This is a genomic window from Variovorax sp. GW822-FHT04A09, assembly GCF_058801005.1.
The window spans coordinates 194,187-214,094 of record NZ_JBXAMV010000007.1 but is presented as its reverse complement, the minus strand read 5'-3'; the positions used below and the strand labels follow the sequence as shown (position 1 = coordinate 214,094).

Below are 19,908 nucleotides of genomic sequence, written 5' to 3'. Positions count from 1 at the left end.
CCGGCGAGCGGCACGTGCCGCTCAGCGGACGGTCGTGGCGGGCTTGCCTTGTTGGCTTTGTGCGAGCGCGTCATCGGCCGGCTCCCAGCCGCCGCCGAGCGCCATGAACAACACGACCTGGTCGTCGGCCAGCTGCGCCTCGCTGGCGGCCAAGGCGGCATCGGCGCCGGCCAATGCGCGCTCGGCATCGAGCGCGTCGAGGTAGGCGGTGCGGCCGTTGCGGTACAGCTGGCGCGCCTGCGCGGCGACCTTGGCGCTTTCGTCGCGCGAGGCCTGCAGGGCGGCGCGGCGGTCGAGCTCGCGGGCGTAGGTGCCGAGCGCGGTCTCGGTCTCGCGCAGTGCCGTCAGCACGGTGCCGTCGAACTTGGCGAGCGCGGCGCGCGTGCCGGCCTCGGCCTGCGCGATGCGGGCCTGCGCGGCGCCGGTGTTGGGCACGGTCCACGAGATCAGCGGGCCCACGCTCCAGGCCAGCGTGTCCTGGCGGCCGAAGCCGGTGGCATGGCCGGCCGACGAGCCCGACAGGCCCAGCGTGACCTTCGGGTAGAGGTCGGCCGTGGCCACGCCGATGCGCGCAGTGGAGGCAGCGAGGCTGCGCTCGGCCTGGCGGATGTCGGGGCGGCGGCGCAGCAGCGCGGCGCCGTCGCCCACCGGCAGCGCGCCGGCCACGCGCGGCGGCGTGGTGCAGTCGGCCACTTCGCGCGGAAAGTCTTGCGGCAGCGCGCCGGTGAGCGTGGCCAGGCGGTAGAGCGCGCCCTGGCGCTGGGCCTTCAGCGGCGGCAGCGCGGCGTCGAGCTGCGCGAGCTGGGCACGCGCGCGGCCGGCGTCGATGGCACCGGCGCGGCCTGCGCGTTGCAGGCGCTCGGTGACGTTCACGGCGTCTTGCTGCAGCGCGACCGACTTCTGCGCGATCTGCAGCCGCAGGCCGGCCGAGCAGGCTTCGGCGTAGGCGCGCGCGGTGCCGGCCGCGACGTTCACGCGCACGAGGTCGAGCGCGGCTTCGGCGGCCTGGCTGCTGGCGGCCGAGGCCTCGATGGCGCGGCGGATCTGGCCGAACAGGTCGACCTGGTACGACAGCGACGCGCCCGCGCTGTAGTTGAAGGTGTTCGGCGGCTCGTAGCCCTTTTGCAGCAGCGACAGGCCCGAGACGTGGCCGAAGGACGGCCCGCCGTTCACGCCGATGGTCGGGTACTTGGCGCCGGCCACTTCGGTTTCGATGGCGCGTTCGCGCTCGAGGTTGGCGACGGCCTGGCGCAGGTCGGTGTTGTGCGCGAGCGCTTGCGTGACGAGCCGGTCGAGCAGCGGGTCGTGGTACAGGCGCCACCAGTGCGCGGGCAGCGGCGCGGCATGGGCCGGCGCTTCGGCGAACGGCTTGCCGGCAGCGGGCTGGCTGGCCAGCGCCTCGGGCGGTTGCCGGTAGTCGGGGCCGACCGCCGCGCAGGCCGCGAGCCCGGCCGCGACCGCGAGCGAAGCCATGCGAAAGGCGAAGCGGGTCATGGCGGTCATCCCTTCTTCGGTGCGGCGGCCGCGTGGGCCGCGTCGTGTTCGAGGACCTGCACGGTGACCGTCTGGCCGGCCACGAGGCGCGCGCCCTCGGGCAGCGGGTCGAGCTTCACGCGCACCGGGATGCGCTGCGCCAGCCGCACCCAGTTGAAGGTCGGGTTCACGCTGGGCAGCAGGTTGGCGCTGGTGGAGCGGTCGCGGTCGGCGATGCCGGCGGCCACGCTGTCGACCGCGCCTTCGAGCACCGCGCCGCCGCCCATCGGCGTCACGCGCACGCGGTCGCCCAAGTGGATGCGCGGCAGCTTGGTTTCTTCGAAGTAGCCCTCGACGTAGAACGACTGCGCATCGACCAGCGCGAGCACCGGCCGGCCGGCGGCGGCGTAGCTGCCCTGGCGCAGGTCGAGGTTGGTGACGAGGCCGTCGGCCGGCGCGCGCACTTCGGCGCGCTGCAGGTTCAGGCGCGCCGAATCGAGCGCCACCTCGGCCTGCGCGACGGCGGCCTGGGCCTGCTCGACGCGGGCGCGGGTCTGTTCGCGCGACTCTTTCGACACCAGCTCGTCGAGCCCCGTGTTGCGCGCGTTCTCGCGCTGGGCCTGGGCGCTCACGGCGCGCTGCGCGGCAAGCGCGGCCTGCGCCTGGCGCACGGCGAGGTCGTAGCGCGCGCGGTCCACCTCGAACAGCAGCGTGCCGGCGGCGACCGGCTGGTTGTCCCGGATCGGCACGGCCGTGACGAGGCCCGACACGTCGGGCGCGATCTGGACCACGTTGGCGCGCACGCGGCCGTCGCGCGTCCACGGTGCGAGCTCGTAGTGGTCCCACAGGCGAAAGCCCGCCCAGACGGCGGCGGCCACCACGGCCACGGTGAGAAGAACGCGCAGCAGGCGCTGGGCCCGGGGGTTGTCTGCGAAGGGGTTGGCTTTCATGGGAATCTCTGTGTTGTTTGAGTTGTCGTGGCGGGCGTCATTGCAGGTGCGCCGTGAGGCGGCTCAGGCCGTACAGCAGCAGCAGGTACAGCGCCATGTCGAACAGCGCCGGGTGCCACACCCAGCGGTACAGGCCGGTGGCGGCGAGCAGCCGGCGCACGCCCCACAGGGCGAGCAGCGCGGCGGCGGCCAGCAGCATGAGCCAGGGCACGTAGAGCCCGTAGAAACTGGCTTCGCCGATCATGCGGAAGCTCCTTGCGGTGAAGAGGAAGACACAGCCGCGAGCGAAGGCGGCGCGTCGGGGAACAGGTTGCGGCGCAGGCCGACCAGCGCGGTGACGGCGGCGCGCGACGCGGTGGAGGTGTCGCGTGCTGCGAGCACCGCCGCCAGCGCTTCATCGATCTGCGGCAGCAGCGCCGCCGGGCGCGGCGCCATGCGGCCTTCACCGCGCTGGCGGAAGAAGCGCGCGATGCCGCCGAGCAGCGCGGCCGAGGTGGCCATCGGCAGCTGGGCGCGCACGCGCTGCAGCACCGCGATGTCGGCGCCCATGCGCAGGTCGCGCAGCGCGTCGTTGGCGGCCACGCCTTCCACGGTGCCGCCGGCCTGCGCGATGCGCGGCGCCAGCAGGCCGATGCGGTCGAGCATGCGCACGGCGTAGGCGTCGCTCTGCGCGTACTGCGGCTGGGTGGAGGCGGCCATGTCGCCGAGTTCGCGCCAGGTGGCGCGCTGGATGCGGCGTGCGCTCCAGTCGGCGCCCACCGAGCGCACCAACCGCGTGACGCGCGCGGCCATCACCACGCCGACGATCTGGCCGGTCATGCTGTTGATGAAGCTCACGAGGTCGGCGCTGGCGGTGTCGTGCATCGCCAGCGTGCCCGACACGCCGAACACCAGCGCCATCGCGGCCATGAAGTGCGTCGGGCGCGGCAGGTACAGCCCCAGCACCAGGAACAGCGGCGCGCAGACCAGCGCGAGCATGCCGAAGTCCTGCACCGTGGGCATGAGCACGAGCACGTAGACGGCCGAGATGGGAATGGACCACAGCGTCCACTTCAGGAAGCCGTGCATCGCGGGCACGGGGTCGTCCATGGTGGCGAAGAAGCAGCAGAAGACGGCGGCCATCATGGTGGCGGCCGAGCCCATGGTCCAGCCCGTGAGGATCCAGAACGCGCCGCACACGCAGATGGCGATGACGGCGGCCAGCGCTGACAGCAGCGCCATGCCGTGGTCGCGGTGCATCGCGCGCTGGCCGAGCGCGGCCGTGCGGCGCAGCGGCGCGCCGCCCTTCAGGCCTTCGTCGATGTCGCGGCGGAGTTGGGCGCAGGCGGTCCAGCCGTCGACCAGCTCTTCGAGCCGGCCCGCCAGGCCGATGCGCAGCGCGCGGGCCCAGGGCGTGAACCCCGCGTCCTGCGCGCCGCTGCCCAGCGCGGCGATCGCCTGGCGCAGCGCCTGCAGGCGGGCCGACGCGTCGACGGCCGGGTCGCTTTCGTCGCGCAGCCACTGCGCGGCCAGCGCGAGCACGGCGGTGACGTCGGGCGCGAGGCGGCCTTCGGCTTGCGCCAGCGCCTGCAGCCGGTCTTCGACGGCCGACAGCGCGGGCGTGAGCGCCGCCACGCGGTCCTGCATGGCGCGGATCGCGCCGGCGGTCCAGCGCAGGTGCGTGGTGTCGAAGGGCACGTGGGTCGAGAGCAGGCGCAGCTGCGTGATGTCGCCGGCGAGGCGGCGGCGGTCGTCGTCCAGACGCTTGGGGTCGGCGTCCTTGGGGGTGCTGCGGTCGCCGGGCTGGAACAGGTCGCCGATCCACTGGCGCGCGTCTTTCAGCGTGCGGTCGAGCAGGCCCAGCACGGTGGGCGCGAGCCCCGCGGGCAACACGAGGCTGTGGACCAGCGTGGCGCAGAAGATGCCCAGGCCGATCTCTTCCACGCGCGCCACGGCGGTGTCGAACAGCACGAGCGGCGTCTGCACCGACGGAAAGCCGATCAGCGCCGCCGTGTAGCCCGCGAGCATGAAGACGTACGAGCGCGGCGTGCGGTCGAGCAGCGACACATACAGGCACAGCCCGACCCACAGCGCAAGCACCAGCGTGAGCAGCTCGGGCGCGTTGGACAGCGCGGGCACCATGAGCACGGTGGCGACGCTGCCGATGAGCGTGCCGCAGAAGCGGAACACCGCCTTGGAGCGCACGGCGCCGGCCAGCGGATGGGCGACGACGTAGGTGGTCATGAGCGCCCAGAACGGGCGCGGCAGGCCGGCGCGGCTGGCCAGGTACATCGCCAGCATCGCGGCGGCGAAGCTCTTGACGGAAAAGAGAACTTCCGCGCGGGTGAAGCGCGGCAGCGCCATCGACATCGCCATCTACTGGCCGCGCCCTTCCTGCTGCAGGCTCTGCATGCCGGCGGCACTGCGGCCGAGCTTGGCCTCGAGCGCGCCGAAGACGCGCAAGGTGGCGGCGATGTCCTCGTCGGGAATGCCTTCGAACAGCGCGGCGCGCATCTGGCGCAGCGCGGCCTCGATGGGCTCGCACACGGCGCGGCCGGCGGGCGTGAGGTGCAGCGTCTTGGCGCGGCGGTCGGCCGGGTCTTCGCGGCGCTCGACGAAGCCGGCCTCGACCAGCTGGTCCAGCGAGCGCACCAGCGACGGCCCTTCGATGCCCAGCGCCTCGGCCACCGTGCCCTGGCGCACGCCGTCTTCCATGCGCCCGAGCACCACGACCGGCCAGGCCAGCGTCTGCGACAGGCCCACGTGCGCCACCGCCTTGTCGGCCGCCGCGCGGTAGCCGCGCTGGAGCACCGACAGCGAGGTGCCGAGCCGCATCAGCGCGTGTTCGCGCAACGGGGAGATGGGTTCGGTATCGGCCACGGCGTTATCAATTAGTTAGCTTGCTAACAATTGTACGGGTTTCTACCGAGTCTTGCACGCAGCCGCGCACGACGCCGGCACGCGGCCCAGGGAAAAGGGGGAGAGAAAGAAAAGTGTGAAGCTCGCCGATAAGCCGGATTCTGTGCACCGGAGCCCTCTTGCGAAGACCCCGGCGTGACCGCCATTACTCTGGGCCGTTTGTCGCCAAACGGCTCGATGCCACCTACCCGCCAGCTCAGCGGAACCACCTCGATACTGGCCTACTTGGTGTTGCTGCGCGCAGAGATTGCCCGTTTCACCCGAACTGAATCGGCTCGTCTCTGTTGCTCTGATCCTCACCTCACGGTGGAGAGTCGTTAACTCCTGCGCTGTCCTGTGCAGTCCGGACGTTCCTCCAGTGCGATCTTTCGACCCGATGCTGTTGCCCGAGGGCAGAGCATCGTCCCTTTCGGGCTTGCACCAGCGGCGGTCTGGCGTGCTTCACCGCTCGATTATCGCCCGCCCCATCAATGACCCTTCAAGCGGTGTCGCGCGCCGACTTTCAACCGGGCGTTTCGCTGTCGCCGGCCTGCACCAGGCCCAGCTTGCGCAGCGTCCGATGGAAGTTGCTGCGGTCGATGCCGGCCTCGCGCGCGGCGCTGGCCACGCGGCCGCCGTGGCGGGCGAGCAGTTCCGAGAGCCAGGCCCGCTGGAAGGCCTCGGTCGCCTCGCGCAACGTGCCGCCCGCGATGGCAGGCTCCGCGTGTTCGTTCGCCAGGGCCTGCACGGGCGCTGCCACGGCGCTTCCCACGACGGCAGCGCTGTACAGCGCCAGGTGATGCGGTTCGATGGCCGTCCAGCGCGAGCCGCGCGGCTGCTCCCGGAACGCCCGCAGCGAGGCGCGGCTGATCACATGCTCGAGCTCGCGCACGTTGCCCGGCCAGCCGTGCGCCAGCATGGCGGCCTTCGACGCCGGCGAGAGCCGCAGGTTGCGCGCGCCCAGCCGGTGCTGGTTCTCCTCGAGAAAGCTGCCGGCGAGCACGAGCACGTCGCGCCCCCGTTCGTGCAGCGGCGCGACGACGAGCGGATAGACCGACAGCCGGTGGTACAGGTCGGCGCGAAACCGGCCCTGCGCGATCGCCGCGGGCAGGTCGCGGTTCGTGGCCGCGATCACACGCACGTCGACCTTGCGCATGCGGTCGCTGCCGGGGCGCTGCACCTCGCCGCTTTGCAGCACGCGCAGCAGCTTGGCCTGCACGCTCAGCGGCAGTTCGCCGACCTCGTCGAGAAAGAGCGTGCCGCCGTCGGCGATCTCGAACTTGCCGTCGCGGTCCTGCACGGCGCCGGTGAACGCGCCGCGCTTGTGGCCGAAGAGCTCGCTGTCGGCCAGCGACTCGGGCAGCGCCGCGCAGTTGACCTGCACCAGCGGCTGCTCGCTGCGCCGCGAACGCGCGTGCAGGCGCTGCGCGACCAGGTCCTTGCCGACACCGGTTTCGCCGAGCAGCAGCACCGTGAGGTCGGACACGGCGACCGTGTCGATCTCGTGGCACAGCTGCTTCATCGCCGGACTGCTGCCCAGCAGCTCGCGCGGCGCGCCGCGCCCTGCGCGCAGCGCCTGCGCGACGGCCTGCTCGCGCATGGCGCGCGCCTGCATTTCGCGGATCGTGTGGGCGGCCTCGATGCCGGTTTCGACGAGGGCGATCAGTGCCTCCATCTGCGCCGGGCCCACGGCGTCGAAAGCGTGCGGCTCCAGCGCGTCCAGCGTGAGCAGGCCCCAGACGGCACCGCGCAGGCGCAGCGGCGCGCCCATGCAGTCGTGCACCGGCAGGATGCCCGGCTGGCCGGCTACGAGGCCGTCGTACGGGTCGGGCAGGTTGCAGTCGTGCGCGAAACGCAGGCCCCGTTCGCTGTCGAGCAGGCGCGCGAAACGCGGATGGGCGGCGACGGGAAACTGGCGCCCGAGGGTCTCATCGCTCAGGCCGTCGACCGCGACGGGCTTCAGCACGTCGACGTCGAGCTGCAGCAGCGCGGCAGCATCGCAGCGGACCAGCCCGCGCGCGGCGGCGAGCAGCGATCGGTAGCGGGCGGCCTCGGCTTCGGGCTCGGGCTCGGGCTCGGGTGGTGAGGCCTCGGTGGTCGAATCGACACGCAATGTGGTCATAAGTACAACGCTGGAGTTGTTGCGAATTTGACCACGCCCGGTAAATCCCCAATGGTGTCAAGCACTTGCAGGGGGCTTCCGGCTGGCACGGATCGTGAGATGACCAACGCATCTCAACCGAAGGACCGCCAGACCATGCACCCGCAAACCATCGCCATCGTCAAGTCCACCGTGCCCGCGCTCCAGGCCCACGGCGAGGCCATCACCAGCCACTTCTACAAGATCATGTTCGAGGGCCATCCGCAGGTGAAGGCCTTCTTCAACGAAGCGCACCAGGCCGCCGGCACGCAGGCGCGCGCGCTGGCGGGCGCAGTCATCGCCTATGGCGCGCACATCGACCGGCTCGAAGCGATCGCCGGCGCCCTGCCCCGCATCATCCAGAAGCACGCCGCGCTGGGCGTGCTGCCGGAGCACTACCCGATCGTCGGCCACTACCTGCTGCGCGCCGTGAAGGAGGTGCTCGGCGATGCCGCGACCGACGAGGTGATCGCCGCCTGGGGCGAGGCCTACGAATCGCTGGCGGGCCTGCTCATCGCCGCGGAAGAAGCCGTCTACAGCGCCAATGCGGCGCAACCCGGCGGGTGGCGCGGCACGCGCGAATTCCGCGTGGCCCGGCGCGAGGACGAGAGCGAAGTCATCACCTCGTTCTACCTGGAGCCCGTGGACGGCGGCGCGCTGCTGGCGTTCTCGGCGGGGCAATACCTCACGCTGGTGCTGGAGATCGACGGCCAGCCGGTGCGGCGCAACTACTCGCTGTCCGACGCGCCGGGCAAGCCGTGGTACCGCATCAGCGTGAAGAAGGAAGAAGGCGGCCGCGCCTCGAACTGGCTGCACGCGGCCGCCGCGGTCGGCACGCGGCTGCAGGTGCAGGCGCCGTGCGGCGACTTCGTGCTGCAGCCCGCGGGCGAACAGGCGCGGCCCCTCGTGCTGGTGACGGGCGGCGTGGGCATCACGCCTGCGATGAGCATGCTTGAATCGGTGGCCCACACGGGCCGGCCGGTGCACTTCGTCCATGCGGCGCGGCACGGCGGCGCGCATGCGTTCCGCGCCCGCGTGGACGCGCTGGCGCAGCGGCATGCGAACGTGAAGCCGCTGTATGTCTACGACGCGCCGCGCGAGAGCGACACGCCGCATGCGACCGGCTTCGTCACCCGCGAGCTGCTGGCCGGGCTGCTGCCGGAAGACCGCGATGTCGACCTGTACTTTCTGGGACCGAAGCCCTTCATGCAGGCGGTGTATGCCAACGGGCTGGCGCTCGGCGTGCCGAAGCAGCAGCTTCGCTACGAGTTCTTCGGGCCGCTGGAAGCCCTGGAGGCCTGAGCCGGAACGGCCTGCCATCCCGTCGTGCTGAAACGGTCGCGGGCCGGGTGCAACCCGGCCCAGGGGGCGCCACAATGCGCGCTGACCATCCGACCCTCGCACCCAAGGAGATTCCATGAAGGCCCAGAACATCCTCCAGACTATCGGCAACACGCCGCACATCCGCATCAACCGCCTGTTCGGCCATGCGAAGCAGCAGGTCTGGATCAAGTCGGAGCGCGCCAACCCCGGCGGCTCGATCAAGGACCGCATCGCGCTGTCGATGGTGGAAGACGCCGAGAAGAGCGGCGCGCTCAAGCCCGGCGGCACCATCGTCGAGCCCACCTCGGGCAACACCGGCATCGGCCTGGCGATGGTCGCGGCCGTCAAGGGCTACAAGCTGATCCTGGTGATGCCCGACAGCATGTCGGTGGAGCGCCGCCGCCTGATGCTGGCCTATGGCGCCACCTTCGACCTCACGCCGCGCGCCAACGGCATGAAGGGCTCCATCGCCCGCGCCGAGGAAATCGTGGCCGGCACGCCAGGCGCGTGGATGCCGCAGCAGTTCAACAACCCCGCCAACGTCGACGTGCACGTGCGCACCACGGCCGAAGAAATCGCGGCCGACTTTCCCGAAGGCATCGACGTGCTCATCACCGGCGTGGGCACGGGCGGCCACATCACCGGCGTGGCGAAGGTGCTGAAGAAGAAGTGGCCCAAGCTGCAGGTGTTCGCGGTGGAGCCCGTGGCCTCGCCCGTGATCTCGGGCGGCGCGCCGGCGCCCCACCCCATCCAGGGCATCGGCGCGGGCTTCATCCCGAAGAACCTGGACACCTCGCTGCTGGACGGCGTGCTGCAGGTCGACGCAGAGCCGGCGCGCGAAATGGCGCGCCGCTGTGCGGTCGAGGAAGGCATCCTGGTCGGCATCTCGTCGGGCGCGACGCTCGCGGCCATTGCGCAGAAGCTGCCCTCGCTGGCGCCCGATGCGGTGGTGCTGGGCTTCAACTACGACACCGGCGAGCGCTACCTCTCCGTCGAAGGCTTCCTGCCCGCCTGATCCAGCTACAAGTTTCATAGCGCCTCGGGCGCTTAAAATCGTCGGTCTGCTTGATAACCACAAGCCCCACGACATGCTGCGAATCTCCGAACTCAAACTCCCGCTCGACCACGCCCCAGAGGCGCTGGCCACCCTGATCGCCCGGACGCTCGACGTTCCGCCCGAAGCGATCGCCTCCCACACCGTCTACAAGCGCAGCTTCGACGCCCGCAAGGTCGACCTGCTCACGGTCTACATCTGCGACGTGCAGCTGGCCGACGCGGCGCTCGAAGCCGCGCTGCTGGCAAAGCACGCCGCCCACCCGCACATCCAGCCCGCGCCCGACATGCGCTACACGCCGCCGGGCCAGGCGCCCGCGGACGCCACGCGCCCCGTGGTGATCGGCTTCGGCCCCTGCGGCATCTTCGCGGCGCTGATGCTCGCGAAGATGGGCTTCAAGCCCATCGTGCTCGAACGCGGCAAGACCGTGCGCCAACGCACCCGCGACACCTGGGGCCTGTGGCGCAAGAGCGTGCTCAACCCCGAGTCGAACGTGCAGTTCGGCGAAGGCGGCGCCGGCACCTTCTCGGACGGCAAGCTCTACAGCCAGATCAAGGACCCGCGCTTCCTCGGCCGCAAGGTGATGGAAGAGTTCGTGAAGGCCGGCGCGCCGCCCGAAATCCTGTACGTCGCGCATCCGCACATCGGCACCTTCAAGCTGGTGAAGGTGGTGGAGAACATCCGCGAGCAGATCGTGGCGCTCGGCGGCGAGATCCGCTTCGAGCAGCGCGTGACCGACGTGCACATCGAAGACGGCCACCTGCGCGGCCTCACCGTGCTCGACCAGACGACCGGCCAGAGCAGCGAGCTGCGCGCCGACCACGTCGTGATGGCGCTGGGCCACAGCTCGCGCGACACCTTCGAGATGCTGCACGCACGCGGCGTGCACATCGAGGCCAAGCCCTTCTCGATCGGCTTCCGCGTCGAGCACCCGCAGGGCCTGATCGACCGCGCCCGCTGGGGCCGCCACGCGGGCCATCCGCTGCTGGGCGCGGCCGACTACAAGCTGGTGCATCACGCCAGCAATGGCCGCTCGGTCTACAGCTTCTGCATGTGCCCCGGCGGCACCGTGGTCGCGGCCACCAGCGAGCCGGGCCGCGTGGTCACCAACGGCATGAGCCAGTACTCGCGCAACGAGCGCAACGCCAACGCGGGCATCGTCGTGGGCATCGACCCGCGCGACTTCCCGGGCGATGCGCTCGCAGGCATCGCGCTGCAGCGCCAGCTTGAAAGCAACGCCTACGTGCTCGGTGGCAGCAACTACCACGCACCGGGCCAGCTGGTGGGCGACTTCATCGCCGGCAAGCCCTCGACCGCCCTCGGCAGCATCATCCCGTCGTACAAGCCCGGCGTGACACCGACCGACCTGCACCAGGCCCTGCCCGCCTACGCCATCGAGGCGATGCGCGAGGCCTTCCCGGCCTTCGGCCGCAAGATCAAGGGCTTCGACACGCACGACGCCGTGCTCACGGGCGTGGAAACGCGCACCTCGTCGCCGATCAAGATCACGCGCGGCGACGACTTCCAGAGCCTCAACGTGCGCGGCCTCTACCCGGCCGGCGAAGGCGCGAGCTACGCGGGCGGCATCCTGTCGGCCGGCGTGGACGGCATCAAGGTGGCCGAGGCCGTGGCGCGCAGCGTGCTCGGCAGCGCCGTTTGACGATGCACTTCCACCGTCCCACCACCGGCCAGCTGGCCGTCGCCACGCTGGCGATGGCCGCCGTGGTGCTCGCGTCGAACGTTCTCGTGCAGTTCGCCATCAACGACTGGCTCACCTGGGGCGCCTTCACCTACCCGGTCGCCTACCTCGTGAGCGACCTCGTCAACCGGCGCTTCGGCCCCGGCATGGCGCGGCGCGTGGCGTGGGTCGGCTTCGCGGTCGCCGTGGCGGTGTCGCTGCTGCTGGCGCCGGCGCGCATCGCCGCCGCCTCGGGCCTGGCCTTCATCGCCTCGCAGCTGATCGACATCCGCGTGTTCGACCGCCTGCGCCGGGGCCTGTGGTGGCGCGCGCCGCTGGTGGCCACGGTGATCGCAGCCGTGCTCGACAGCATCGTCTTCTGGGGCATCGCCTTCGCAGGCACCGACGGCCCCTGGCTCACCTGGGCGCTCGGCGACCTGGGCGTGAAGCTCGGTGTCGGCGTGCTGATGCTGCTGCCGTTCCGGCTGCTGATCGGGCGGCAAGCCGCTGACCGAGGCACTGCACGCGCATGACGATCCGCCCTGACAATACCCGCAGGATGTTCCGGCCGCGCTGACCGCGCGGGACCGGTTGTTCTTTTTCTTCCCTTTCCATCCCTCGCGCCCATCGCCGAGCCTTCCGTATGACCGACGCATCCACCGCCGCCCCGAACACGAACTCGCGCAACGCACGGCGCCAGCGCCCGGACATGGCCGAGCAGCTGCAGCAGCTGAAGGCCGGCGCGGGCACCGACGCAGGCGCTGACGCGTCGGCAACGCAGCCCACCGCCCCCGCGCAACAGCAGCAACAACAACGGCCGCCGCGCGCCAAGCAACAGCGCCCGCATGGGCAGCAGCAACCGCAGCAAGGGCGCAAGCCGCGCGGACAGCAGCCGCAACAGCAACAACAGCCCGAAGCCCAGCGCGCACCGCGCAAGGTCAACCCGGTGCTGGAACGCCTGTTCGCGCTCTACCCGCAGCTCTTCGGCGCACGCTTCGTGCCGCTGAAGCTCGGCGTGTACGAAGAGCTGATCGCGCGCCATCCCGAAGACTTCAAGGCCGAAGACCTGAAGATCGCGATGGGCCAGCATGCGCGCTCCACGCGCTACCTCGAGAGCGTGGCCGCCGGCCATGCGCGCCACGACCTCGACGGCAACGCGCTCGACCCGGTCGCCCCCGAGCACGTGCACCACGCCATCCTCGAGCTGCACCGCCGCCGTTCGCACCGCAACCCCGGCGAAGACCTGCGTCCGCAGCTGGTGACGCGCATCGCCAAGGCCATCGAGGCCTCGGGCCTCGACCACGAGGCCTATGCCGTGCTGGTGCGCTCGCGCGACGCCAACAACAACGCCGTCGTCGACGAAGCCCTGGCCGAACTCGCCCAGCAGGCCGCCAAGCGCGAAGCCCTGCTGCGCGCCTTCGAAGCCAGCGGTCGCAGCGAACAGGAGTTCGCCGACATGTACGGCATGAAGCCCGGCGACGTGACGCGCACGCTGCAGCGCGTGCGGGACGACAAGAAGCGGGCCGAGGCTGCGGCCGCTGCCGCAGCGGTGGCCGCTGAAGCGGCAGCAGCAGCGCCTGAAGCGCAGGCAGCGCCCGAAGCAGAAGCCGCCCCGGCCGCCCCCGAGGCGCCCGCCGCGGACTGACGCAGAACGCCCGCCCCAACGAAAAAAGCCGCCACATCACTGTGGCGGCTTTTTTCATGCGCGACGGCGTTGGCCGCCTTCTGCAGTGGGCTCAGCGCGCGTTCTGCAGCGCCGCAATGCGCTCTTCGATCGGCGGGTGCGTGGCAAACAGCTTGCCCATCGCGCCCGTGATGCCCATGGCTTCCACGGCCTTGGGCAGTTCGCCGGCCGGCAGGCCGCCCAGGCGGGCGAGTGCGTTCATCATCGGCTGGCGGTTGCCCATGAGTGCGGCGGCGCCGGCGTCGGCGCGGAACTCGCGCTGGCGCGAGAACCAGGCCACCACGATCGCGGCGGCGAAGCCGAGCACGATGTCCAGCACGATGGTGCTCACGTAGTAGCCGATGCCGGGGCCCGACGAGCGGTCGTCGCCGCGGCGCAGGAAGCTGTCGACCGCGTAGCCAATCACGCGCGAGAGGAACACGACGAAGGTGTTCATCACGCCCTGGATCAGCGTCATCGTGACCATGTCGCCGTTGGCGATGTGCGCGACTTCGTGGCCGATGACGGCCTCGACCTCTTCACGCGTCATGCCCTGCAGCAGGCCGGTGGACACGGCCACGAGCGACGAGTTCTTGAACGCGCCGGTGGCGAAGGCATTGGGCTCGCCTTCGAAGATGCCGACCTCGGGCATGCCGATGCCGGCCTTGTCGGCGAACTTGCGCACGGTGCCGACGATCCAGGCCTCATCGGGCGACTGGGGGTTGTCGATCATGCGCAGGCCGGCTGTCCACTTGGCCATGGGCTTGCTGATGAGCAGCGAGATGATCGCGCCGCCGAAACCCATGACCAGCGCAAAGCCGAGCAGCGCCGTCAGGTTGAGGCCGTTGGCCGTGAGGAAGCGATTGACGCCGAGCAGGCTGGCGACCACGCCGAGCACCGCGACGACCATCACGTTGGTCAGGACGAACAGAAGGATACGTTTCAAGTTGAATTCTCCGTGGGGAACACTGCCGTCCAGATGAGGGCCAGAAGGCCCGCTTCAAGCCTGCCCGGTCGGGAATACCGCTGTTGTCGTAGGTTGTGACGGGCGCGGCGCGGTGGCGTGCGGTAGAGCAATGATAGGAGTAAAAGTTCTACGAACGGGGCCGGAAGACCTTCGGATCGTCGTAGTAATCGGGTGTTTCGTTGGCGCCGCACCACCCCGGCACGCCGAGCACCGGCAGCGGTGCGAAGGGCTTGCGTGCCATGTGTTCAGGCGTGAGGCAGCGCGCCAAAGCCGCATCACCGAGCGGGCCTGCGACGGCAGGCAGCAGCAGCACATGCGCGGTCGCGGCCTTGCGCGGCACCACCAACTTTTCGAGCAGCGCATGGCCGAACACGCGCAGCCGGGCCTGCGCCCAGAGCGCGCGCCGCGTGACGAACAACGCCTGCCAGTCGCGCGCCACCAGCGCCTCCCACAGCGCAGGCGGTGCATCGAGCACCGCGCCGTTCTCGTCGAACAGCGTGAGCGCATCACGCAGCGGCCCGCGCGTGGCGCCGACGCCGGCGCGTGCGATCTCGGCGGCCTGCAGTTCGTTGAGCCGGCGCTTGGTTTCGGGAAAGGCCAGCCAGACCAGGCCGTTGAAGAAGTCGTGCAGGTTGTCGCGCGTGGGCACGGTGCGCGTGCGGAAGATGTGGGCCTCGTAGGCTTGGCCCTCGGGCAGCGCGTCCTGCGTGACGAAGTCGGGCACGGCGGGTGGCTTGGCCGCCTGCAGCGCGGCGGCGACGGTGCCGCTGTGTGCGACGGCCCGCGCCACGGCTTCGCCGGGGTCGCGGTAGGGCGCCAGCCAGGGTGCGGCCCAATCGATGGCCGCGACCGCCGGCAGGCCCGGGGTCAAGGCGCGGGCGCCCCCGTCCATCGGATGCGGTCGGGATGCTGCATCACCGCGAACTCGCCCGTGAGCTTGTCGAACAGCTTGAGCGAGCTGCCGCTCTTGCTGAGCAGGCCGGCGGTGCGCAGGGCCTTGGCCACGTCGTTGAGCGGCACGTCGGTGCCACGGCGCAGCGCGGGCACGGCCTGCAGGATGAACTCGGCGGCTTCGGAAATTTCAGGCTGCTGCGGCGGTGGCAGTGCCACCGGCTTGGCCGTCTTTGCCGCCGTCTTGCGCGCGGTCTTGGCCGCAGCCTTCTTCGCGGGGGCGGTCTTCGCGGCCGGCGTCTTCTTCGCAGCCGCCACCTTCTTGGCCGGCGCGGTGCGCACGGCCGGCTTGATGCCGTGGTGCGCGAGGTCGATGAAGCTGTCGTAGATGCCGACGGTCTCTTCGCCGGTCTTGCCCTGCTGGCCGATGCCGCAGACGCGGCAGCCCTTTTCGCGGAGGCGAATCACGAGCGGCGCGAAGTCGGAGTCGGACGACACCAGCACGACCACGTCGGGCCGCTCGGCGATCACGAGGTCGATGGCGTCGACGGCCAGCGCGATGTCGGTGCTGTTCTTGCCCGCCGACAGGTTCACCATGGGCCGCACCGACAGCCGCTTGAACAGCGCCTGGCGGTTCACGGCCATCTCGGCGTTGCAGTAGGCGCGGCGCACATGGATGGCGCCGAAGTCCTCCATCGTGCGCTGCACGGCCTGCTCGATCACGTCGGCCGAGACGTTGTCGGCGTCGATCAGCAGCATCACGCGCAGCGACGACAGGGGCACCGGCGCCGTCATGCGAGCTTCCAGTTCACCGTCTCGCCACCGCGCAGCGGCTTGAGCGTGGCTTCGCCGTAGGGCACGGTCTCGGGCAGGGTCCAGGTTTCGCGCTTCAGCGTGATGGTGTCGGTGTGGCGCGGCAGGTCGTAGAAGTCGGGGCCGTGGAAGCTGGCGAAACCTTCGAGCTTGTCGAGCGCGTTCACGCTGTCGAAGGCCTCGGCGTACAGCTCGATGGCGGTGAGCGCGGTGTAGCAGCCGGCGCAGCCCAGTGCATGTTCCTTCAGGTGCGCGGGGTGCGGCGCGCTGTCGGTGCCCAGGAAGAAGCGGTCGCTGCCGCTGGTGGCCGCCTCGACCAGCGCGACGCGGTGCGTCTCGCGCTTGAGCACGGGCAGGCAGTAGTAGTGCGGGCGGATGCCGCCGGTGAAGATGGCGTTGCGGTTGTACAGCAGGTGGTGCGCCGTGATGGTGGCAGCCGTGAAGCGATCGGCGTCGCGCACGTAGTGGGCGCCTTCCTTGGTGGTGAGGTGCTCGAACACCACCTTCAGTTCCGGGAAATCGCGGCGCAGCGGGATCATCACGCGGTCGACGAACACGGCTTCGCGGTCGAACAGGTCGATGGCGGGGTCGGTCACTTCGCCGTGCACCAGCAGCAGCAGGCCGTGCTTCTGCATGGCCTCGAGCGTCTTGTAGGTCTTGCGGATGTCGGTCACGCCGGCATCGCTGTTGGTGGTGGCGCCGGCCGGGTAGAGCTTGAGCGCGCGCACGCCGGCCTCAGCGGCCAGCGCGATTTCTTCGGGCGGCAGCTTGTCGGTCAGGTAGAGCGACATCACGGGCTCGAAGGACGTGCCCGCGGGCACGGCGGCGCGGATGCGGTCGCGGTAGGCCACGGCCTGGGCGGCGGTGGTCACGGGCGGACGCAGGTTCGGCATGATCAGCGCGCGGCCGAACTGGCGGGCGCTGTGGGGCACGACGGCTTCGAGGGCGGCGCCATCGCGCACGTGCAGGTGCCAGTCGTCTGGGCGGGTGATCGTGAGGGTGTCTGTCATGGCGGGGGGATTGTCGCATCGCCCCCCGCAACGGCCTCTACCCCAGCAGGTACTCGCGCACCAGCAGGCGCGCCCGGTGCAGCCGGCTCTTCACGGCGCCCGGCGGCTCGCCCAGGCGCTCGGCGATCTCGGCGATGGTGAGTTCCTCGAAGTCGCGCAGCAGCACGACCTCGCGGTAGTGCGCCGGCAGCGATTCGAGCGCGTGGGCCAGGTCGATGCGCAGCGCGTGGTCGCTGCGGGCCGCGAGCTGGCGCTCGACGGTGTCTTCGTCGAGCGGGTCGTGGCGGAACATCGCGCGCTGCAGGCGCAGGCATTCGCGCCGGATGACGGTGAACAGCCACGACGAGAACGCCGCGGCCGCCTGCAGCCCGCGCACGCGGCGTGCGACCACCAGCAGCGACTCCTGCACGGCGTCGTCCACGTCGCTGGCCTGGCAGTGCCGGCGGGCGTAGCGTCGAGCGTCGGTCTGGCAGGCGGCCAGCAGGCCCTCGAGGGCGACGGGGTCGCCGGTCTGCGCGGCCAGGATCGGGCAGGTGCGGTCGATCGCTGCGGGGGCCATGGGTCAGCGGCCCTTGTCGAGGGTGCGCCCGACCATCGCGCACATCGGGCAGAAGCCGACCAGCCCGGTGAGGGCCAGCATCGCGCCCATGAGGCCGACCGCGACGGCCAGGGCATTCGCCGGCCAGTTCATGGCGGCGAAGGCGAGGCCGGCGAGGCCCAGGGCTATGCGCAGGGCGCGTTCCCAGCCGGGAACATTCTTGACGTAGAGCATGGTGGTTTCCTTCGATCCGTGACGTGTGAATGCGGGGGAGCAGAACGCCCCTCCCGCATGGAAAGAGGCGGCCACCCGCCGAAACGGTTCGCGGAAAGTCAGGATTTTTTCATGCACCGGTGCCAACGGCCACCGCAGTCAGGCGCCACTACCGCTGGAACACCCCGCAGATGCGATCGGCCACGGCCTGCATCCAGCGCACATGGCTGGTCGAGCTGCGCGCGCCCCGGCCCGGCGGCCAGGGGTCGAACAGGCGCAGCGTGGTGCCGCCCCCGCCGGGGTCGTTGTCGCCGCGGATGCCCGCGAGCACGACCATGTGGCCCGGCTGGCCGGCGGGCGCGCCGCCCTTGGCGCCCCAGCGCAGGTCGAACATCAGCGGCCCGGCGTGCAGCGCGGTGCGCAGCGCGGCGACGGTCCACGGGCCGTGGGGCCGCAGCGTGAGGCCGTGCGCGGCGGCGAAGCGGCGGTTGTCGTCGTCCTCTTCGCCGCTGCCCTGCGCATGGCGGTCGCTGTCCACGCGGCGGCGCAAGGCACCATCGGCGCCCATCAGCTCCGAGGGCGTGCGCGCCACCACGGTCTGCACGGTGGCGCGCGTGAGCATCGCGGTGGCGGCCGCCCAGCACAGCGCGGGCGCGGGCTGCGGGATCAGCGCCACGGGGTGCAGCAGGGGGGCGTGGGTTTCGTTGTCGAAGGCCACGTTGCGGGTGCAGGGGCCGGCCTCGCCGTCTTCGCACAGCCAGTGCGCGGCCTGCAAGCGCAGCACGGCCGCCCGGGTGACGGGGCCGTAGTCGCCGTCGGGCGCGAGGCCGGGGCTGGGCTGCAATTTGCGGTTCAGGGCCTCCTGCAGGCGACGGACATCGGCCCCGCGCCAGCCCTGTTTCAGCGTGCTCATCGGTGGGGATCCCCCTTGAGACAAGGATGCACGGACGAAGGAAAGCGAGCGGATGCATTGTGAAAACGGCACGCCCCTGCGTCTATTGGTCGGATGACATAGCCGAAACATGTGATGACGCGGGGGTGTCCCCCGGGGCGCCAGCCCCGTGGCGGACCTTGGTAGGCTCGCTCCCCATGACCGCGCCCGCCCCGACCGCCCAGCCCATCGCCACCGAACTCGCCGACGGCGGCCTCGCGGCCCTGTTCACCGCGCCCGGCGGCGCGCCGGCCTTCGCGGTGCGCTGGCAGGGCGCCGTGCACGGCTACCTGAACCAGTGCCCGCACGCCGGCGGCCCGCTCGATTTCGAAGGCCAGATCCTCGAAAGCTCCGGGCGCTACCTGATGTGCGCGCGGCACGGCGCGATCTTCGAGCCCGACACCGGGCGCTGCGTGGGCGGCCCCTGCCGCGGCGCGCGCCTCACGCCGCTGGCGCTGCGCGAGGCGGCGGACGGCAGCGTGTGGCTGGCCGACTGACGCCGCCGAGCGGCTACAGTCGCGACCTCTTCTTTCCGCCCTGCCCCATGCGCCGATTCGCTGCTGTCTCCGTCCTCGTTCCGGCCTTGTTCGTCATCGCGGGCTGCGTCTCGCGACCCGCGCCGCGCGTCACCTTCCTGGCCGACGGCGTGTTCAAGTCGCCCACCGCGCAGGACGCCGAGAACTACTGCCGCAACTTCGGCGCGCCGATGCGCTTTCTGAGCAGCACGCTGTCGGAGGTGCCGGCGCAGGGTGTGCCGGCGGGGGAAGTCGTCTACCGCTGCGACTGACAGCAAAACAGGAAGCCCCATGCCATCGATGAAGCCGATCGTCCTGCTCCCCCTGCTGCTCTTGTCGCTGCCGGCTGCCGCTGTCTTCAAGTGCCAATCGCCGGACGGGAAAGTCGCGTTCCAGGAAACGCCCTGCGCCAGCGCGGAAAAGCAAAGCGACGTGCGGACCTTCGCCGCACCGTCGCCATCGCCTGCCACCGCGCAGGACATGCGATCGCCGGCGGACCGCAGCGCCATCAATGTCGCCATCCTCCAGGGCCATCCTGTGCGCGGGATGACCTTGAAGGAACTGCAGTCGGCCATGGGCGCCCCCACGCGCATCAACACCGGCGACTACCCAGGCGGTTTCACCGAGCAGCGCATCTACGAACGCGACAACGGCACGTTCTACGTCTATACGGAAAGCGGTGTCGTGCGCTCGATCCAGACCTCCGCGGCCATGGCGCGCGCTCCCTCGCAGCAGGCGCGCGCCTGCCCTTCCGAGTTCGACATCAAGAACGAAGAGGTCTCCGCCAACAGCATCAGCCTGACCGAGCCGCAGCGCCGCGACAAGCAGAGGAAGATCGCCGACATGCGGGCCTGTCGCTGAGCCACCGCCTC

Annotated in this window: 21 protein-coding genes and 1 other RNA gene; 8 read left to right on the top strand and 14 right to left on the bottom strand. The window is 70.9% G+C overall.

The window, feature by feature from the left end; all coding sequences use genetic code 11:
* Positions 1-21: 21 nt before the first annotated feature.
* The 7 genes from AC1RLW_RS28305 to norR form a co-directional block, all read right to left on the bottom strand.
* A complete protein-coding gene (locus tag AC1RLW_RS28305; RefSeq protein WP_493195904.1) occupies positions 22-1,503 on the bottom strand; it encodes an efflux transporter outer membrane subunit in 1,482 nt (493 codons plus the stop codon).
* Positions 1,500-2,423 (bottom strand): efflux RND transporter periplasmic adaptor subunit, encoded by a 924-nt coding sequence (locus AC1RLW_RS28300; protein ID WP_493195903.1) that lies wholly within the window; start codon positions 2,421-2,423, stop codon positions 1,500-1,502. The genes AC1RLW_RS28305 and AC1RLW_RS28300 overlap by 4 nt, the downstream gene beginning before the upstream one ends.
* Positions 2,424-2,460: 37 nt before the next feature.
* Positions 2,461-2,667: a DUF1656 domain-containing protein gene (locus AC1RLW_RS28295; protein ID WP_099795029.1), complete on the bottom strand. Its 207-nt coding sequence runs from the start codon at positions 2,665-2,667 to the stop codon at positions 2,461-2,463.
* Complete coding sequence (locus tag AC1RLW_RS28290; protein ID WP_493195968.1) at positions 2,664-4,766, bottom strand: FUSC family protein; 2,103 nt, start codon at positions 4,764-4,766, stop codon at positions 2,664-2,666. The genes AC1RLW_RS28295 and AC1RLW_RS28290 overlap by 4 nt, the downstream gene beginning before the upstream one ends.
* Before the next feature lie 12 nt (positions 4,767-4,778).
* Positions 4,779-5,237 carry a MarR family winged helix-turn-helix transcriptional regulator gene (locus tag AC1RLW_RS28285; RefSeq protein ID WP_139701559.1) on the bottom strand — a complete coding sequence of 153 codons (459 nt, stop codon included), beginning with the start codon at positions 5,235-5,237 and terminating at the stop codon, positions 4,779-4,781.
* Positions 5,238-5,395: 158 nt separating this feature from the next.
* Positions 5,396-5,764: RNase P RNA component class A (gene rnpB, locus AC1RLW_RS28280), an RNA gene on the bottom strand.
* A 59-nt stretch (positions 5,765-5,823) separates the two neighbouring features.
* Positions 5,824-7,422 carry a nitric oxide reductase transcriptional regulator NorR gene (gene norR, locus AC1RLW_RS28275; RefSeq protein WP_493195902.1) on the bottom strand — a complete coding sequence of 533 codons (1,599 nt, stop codon included), beginning with the start codon at positions 7,420-7,422 and terminating at the stop codon, positions 5,824-5,826.
* A 135-nt stretch (positions 7,423-7,557) separates the two neighbouring features.
* Between norR and hmpA the strand changes: the two genes are divergently transcribed.
* The 5 genes from hmpA (at position 7,558) to AC1RLW_RS28250 (ending at position 13,140) form a co-directional block, all read left to right on the top strand.
* Positions 7,558-8,742 (top strand): NO-inducible flavohemoprotein, encoded by a 1,185-nt coding sequence (hmpA, locus tag AC1RLW_RS28270; RefSeq protein ID WP_493195967.1) that lies wholly within the window; start codon positions 7,558-7,560, stop codon positions 8,740-8,742.
* Positions 8,743-8,857: 115 nt separating this feature from the next.
* Positions 8,858-9,778, top strand: coding sequence for a cysteine synthase A (gene cysK / locus AC1RLW_RS28265; protein WP_062478599.1), 921 nt, complete (start codon positions 8,858-8,860; stop codon positions 9,776-9,778).
* 73 nt (positions 9,779-9,851) lie between these two features.
* Positions 9,852-11,477, top strand: coding sequence for an NAD(P)/FAD-dependent oxidoreductase (locus AC1RLW_RS28260; RefSeq protein WP_493195901.1), 1,626 nt, complete (start codon positions 9,852-9,854; stop codon positions 11,475-11,477).
* A 2-nt stretch (positions 11,478-11,479) separates the two neighbouring features.
* On the top strand, positions 11,480-12,028 hold the full coding sequence (locus tag AC1RLW_RS28255) for a VUT family protein (RefSeq protein ID WP_493195900.1): 549 nt from the start codon (positions 11,480-11,482) through the stop codon (positions 12,026-12,028).
* A 110-nt stretch (positions 12,029-12,138) separates the two neighbouring features.
* Positions 12,139-13,140 (top strand): ProQ/FinO family protein, encoded by a 1,002-nt coding sequence (locus AC1RLW_RS28250; RefSeq protein WP_493195898.1) that lies wholly within the window; start codon positions 12,139-12,141, stop codon positions 13,138-13,140.
* Positions 13,141-13,231: 91 nt separating this feature from the next.
* On the opposite strand, the gene htpX is transcribed toward AC1RLW_RS28250, so the two are convergent.
* From htpX to AC1RLW_RS28215, 7 genes are all read right to left on the bottom strand, one after another.
* On the bottom strand, positions 13,232-14,104 hold the full coding sequence (gene htpX, locus AC1RLW_RS28245) for a protease HtpX (RefSeq protein WP_056575841.1): 873 nt from the start codon (positions 14,102-14,104) through the stop codon (positions 13,232-13,234).
* Between the two features lie 148 nt (positions 14,105-14,252).
* Positions 14,253-15,017 carry a DUF3025 domain-containing protein gene (locus AC1RLW_RS28240; protein ID WP_493195897.1) on the bottom strand — a complete coding sequence of 255 codons (765 nt, stop codon included), beginning with the start codon at positions 15,015-15,017 and terminating at the stop codon, positions 14,253-14,255.
* On the bottom strand, positions 14,993-15,811 hold the full coding sequence (locus tag AC1RLW_RS28235; RefSeq protein WP_493195896.1) for an NYN domain-containing protein: 819 nt from the start codon (positions 15,809-15,811) through the stop codon (positions 14,993-14,995). Before AC1RLW_RS28235 ends, AC1RLW_RS28240 begins: the two co-directional genes overlap by 25 nt.
* The gene (gene pyrC, locus AC1RLW_RS28230) at positions 15,808-16,839 is read right to left on the bottom strand and encodes a dihydroorotase (RefSeq protein WP_070060172.1); all 1,032 of its coding nucleotides are present in this window, start codon (positions 16,837-16,839) and stop codon (positions 15,808-15,810) included. Before pyrC ends, AC1RLW_RS28235 begins: the two co-directional genes overlap by 4 nt.
* Before the next feature lie 37 nt (positions 16,840-16,876).
* Positions 16,877-17,398, bottom strand: coding sequence for an RNA polymerase sigma factor (locus tag AC1RLW_RS28225; protein WP_493195895.1), 522 nt, complete (start codon positions 17,396-17,398; stop codon positions 16,877-16,879).
* A 3-nt stretch (positions 17,399-17,401) separates the two neighbouring features.
* Positions 17,402-17,611, bottom strand: a complete 210-nt coding sequence (locus AC1RLW_RS28220; protein WP_159278600.1) for a YgaP family membrane protein — start codon at positions 17,609-17,611, stop codon at positions 17,402-17,404.
* A gap of 148 nt (positions 17,612-17,759) precedes the next feature.
* Entirely contained in the window at positions 17,760-18,503 is a 744-nt protein-coding gene (locus AC1RLW_RS28215) for a peptidoglycan-binding protein (protein WP_493195894.1), read from the bottom strand.
* 176 nt (positions 18,504-18,679) lie between these two features.
* On the opposite strand from AC1RLW_RS28215, the gene AC1RLW_RS28210 reads away from it, so the two are divergent.
* Genes AC1RLW_RS28210 through AC1RLW_RS28200 form a run of 3 tightly spaced genes read left to right on the top strand, consistent with a single transcriptional unit; the run spans position 18,680 to position 19,897 of the window.
* Positions 18,680-19,018 (top strand): Rieske (2Fe-2S) protein, encoded by a 339-nt coding sequence (locus tag AC1RLW_RS28210; RefSeq protein ID WP_070060176.1) that lies wholly within the window; start codon positions 18,680-18,682, stop codon positions 19,016-19,018.
* Between the two features lie 47 nt (positions 19,019-19,065).
* On the top strand, positions 19,066-19,308 hold the full coding sequence (locus AC1RLW_RS28205; RefSeq protein ID WP_095948131.1) for a hypothetical protein: 243 nt from the start codon (positions 19,066-19,068) through the stop codon (positions 19,306-19,308).
* Positions 19,309-19,327: 19 nt separating this feature from the next.
* Complete coding sequence (locus AC1RLW_RS28200; protein WP_159273827.1) at positions 19,328-19,897, top strand: DUF4124 domain-containing protein; 570 nt, start codon at positions 19,328-19,330, stop codon at positions 19,895-19,897.
* Positions 19,898-19,908: the final 11 nt, after the last annotated feature.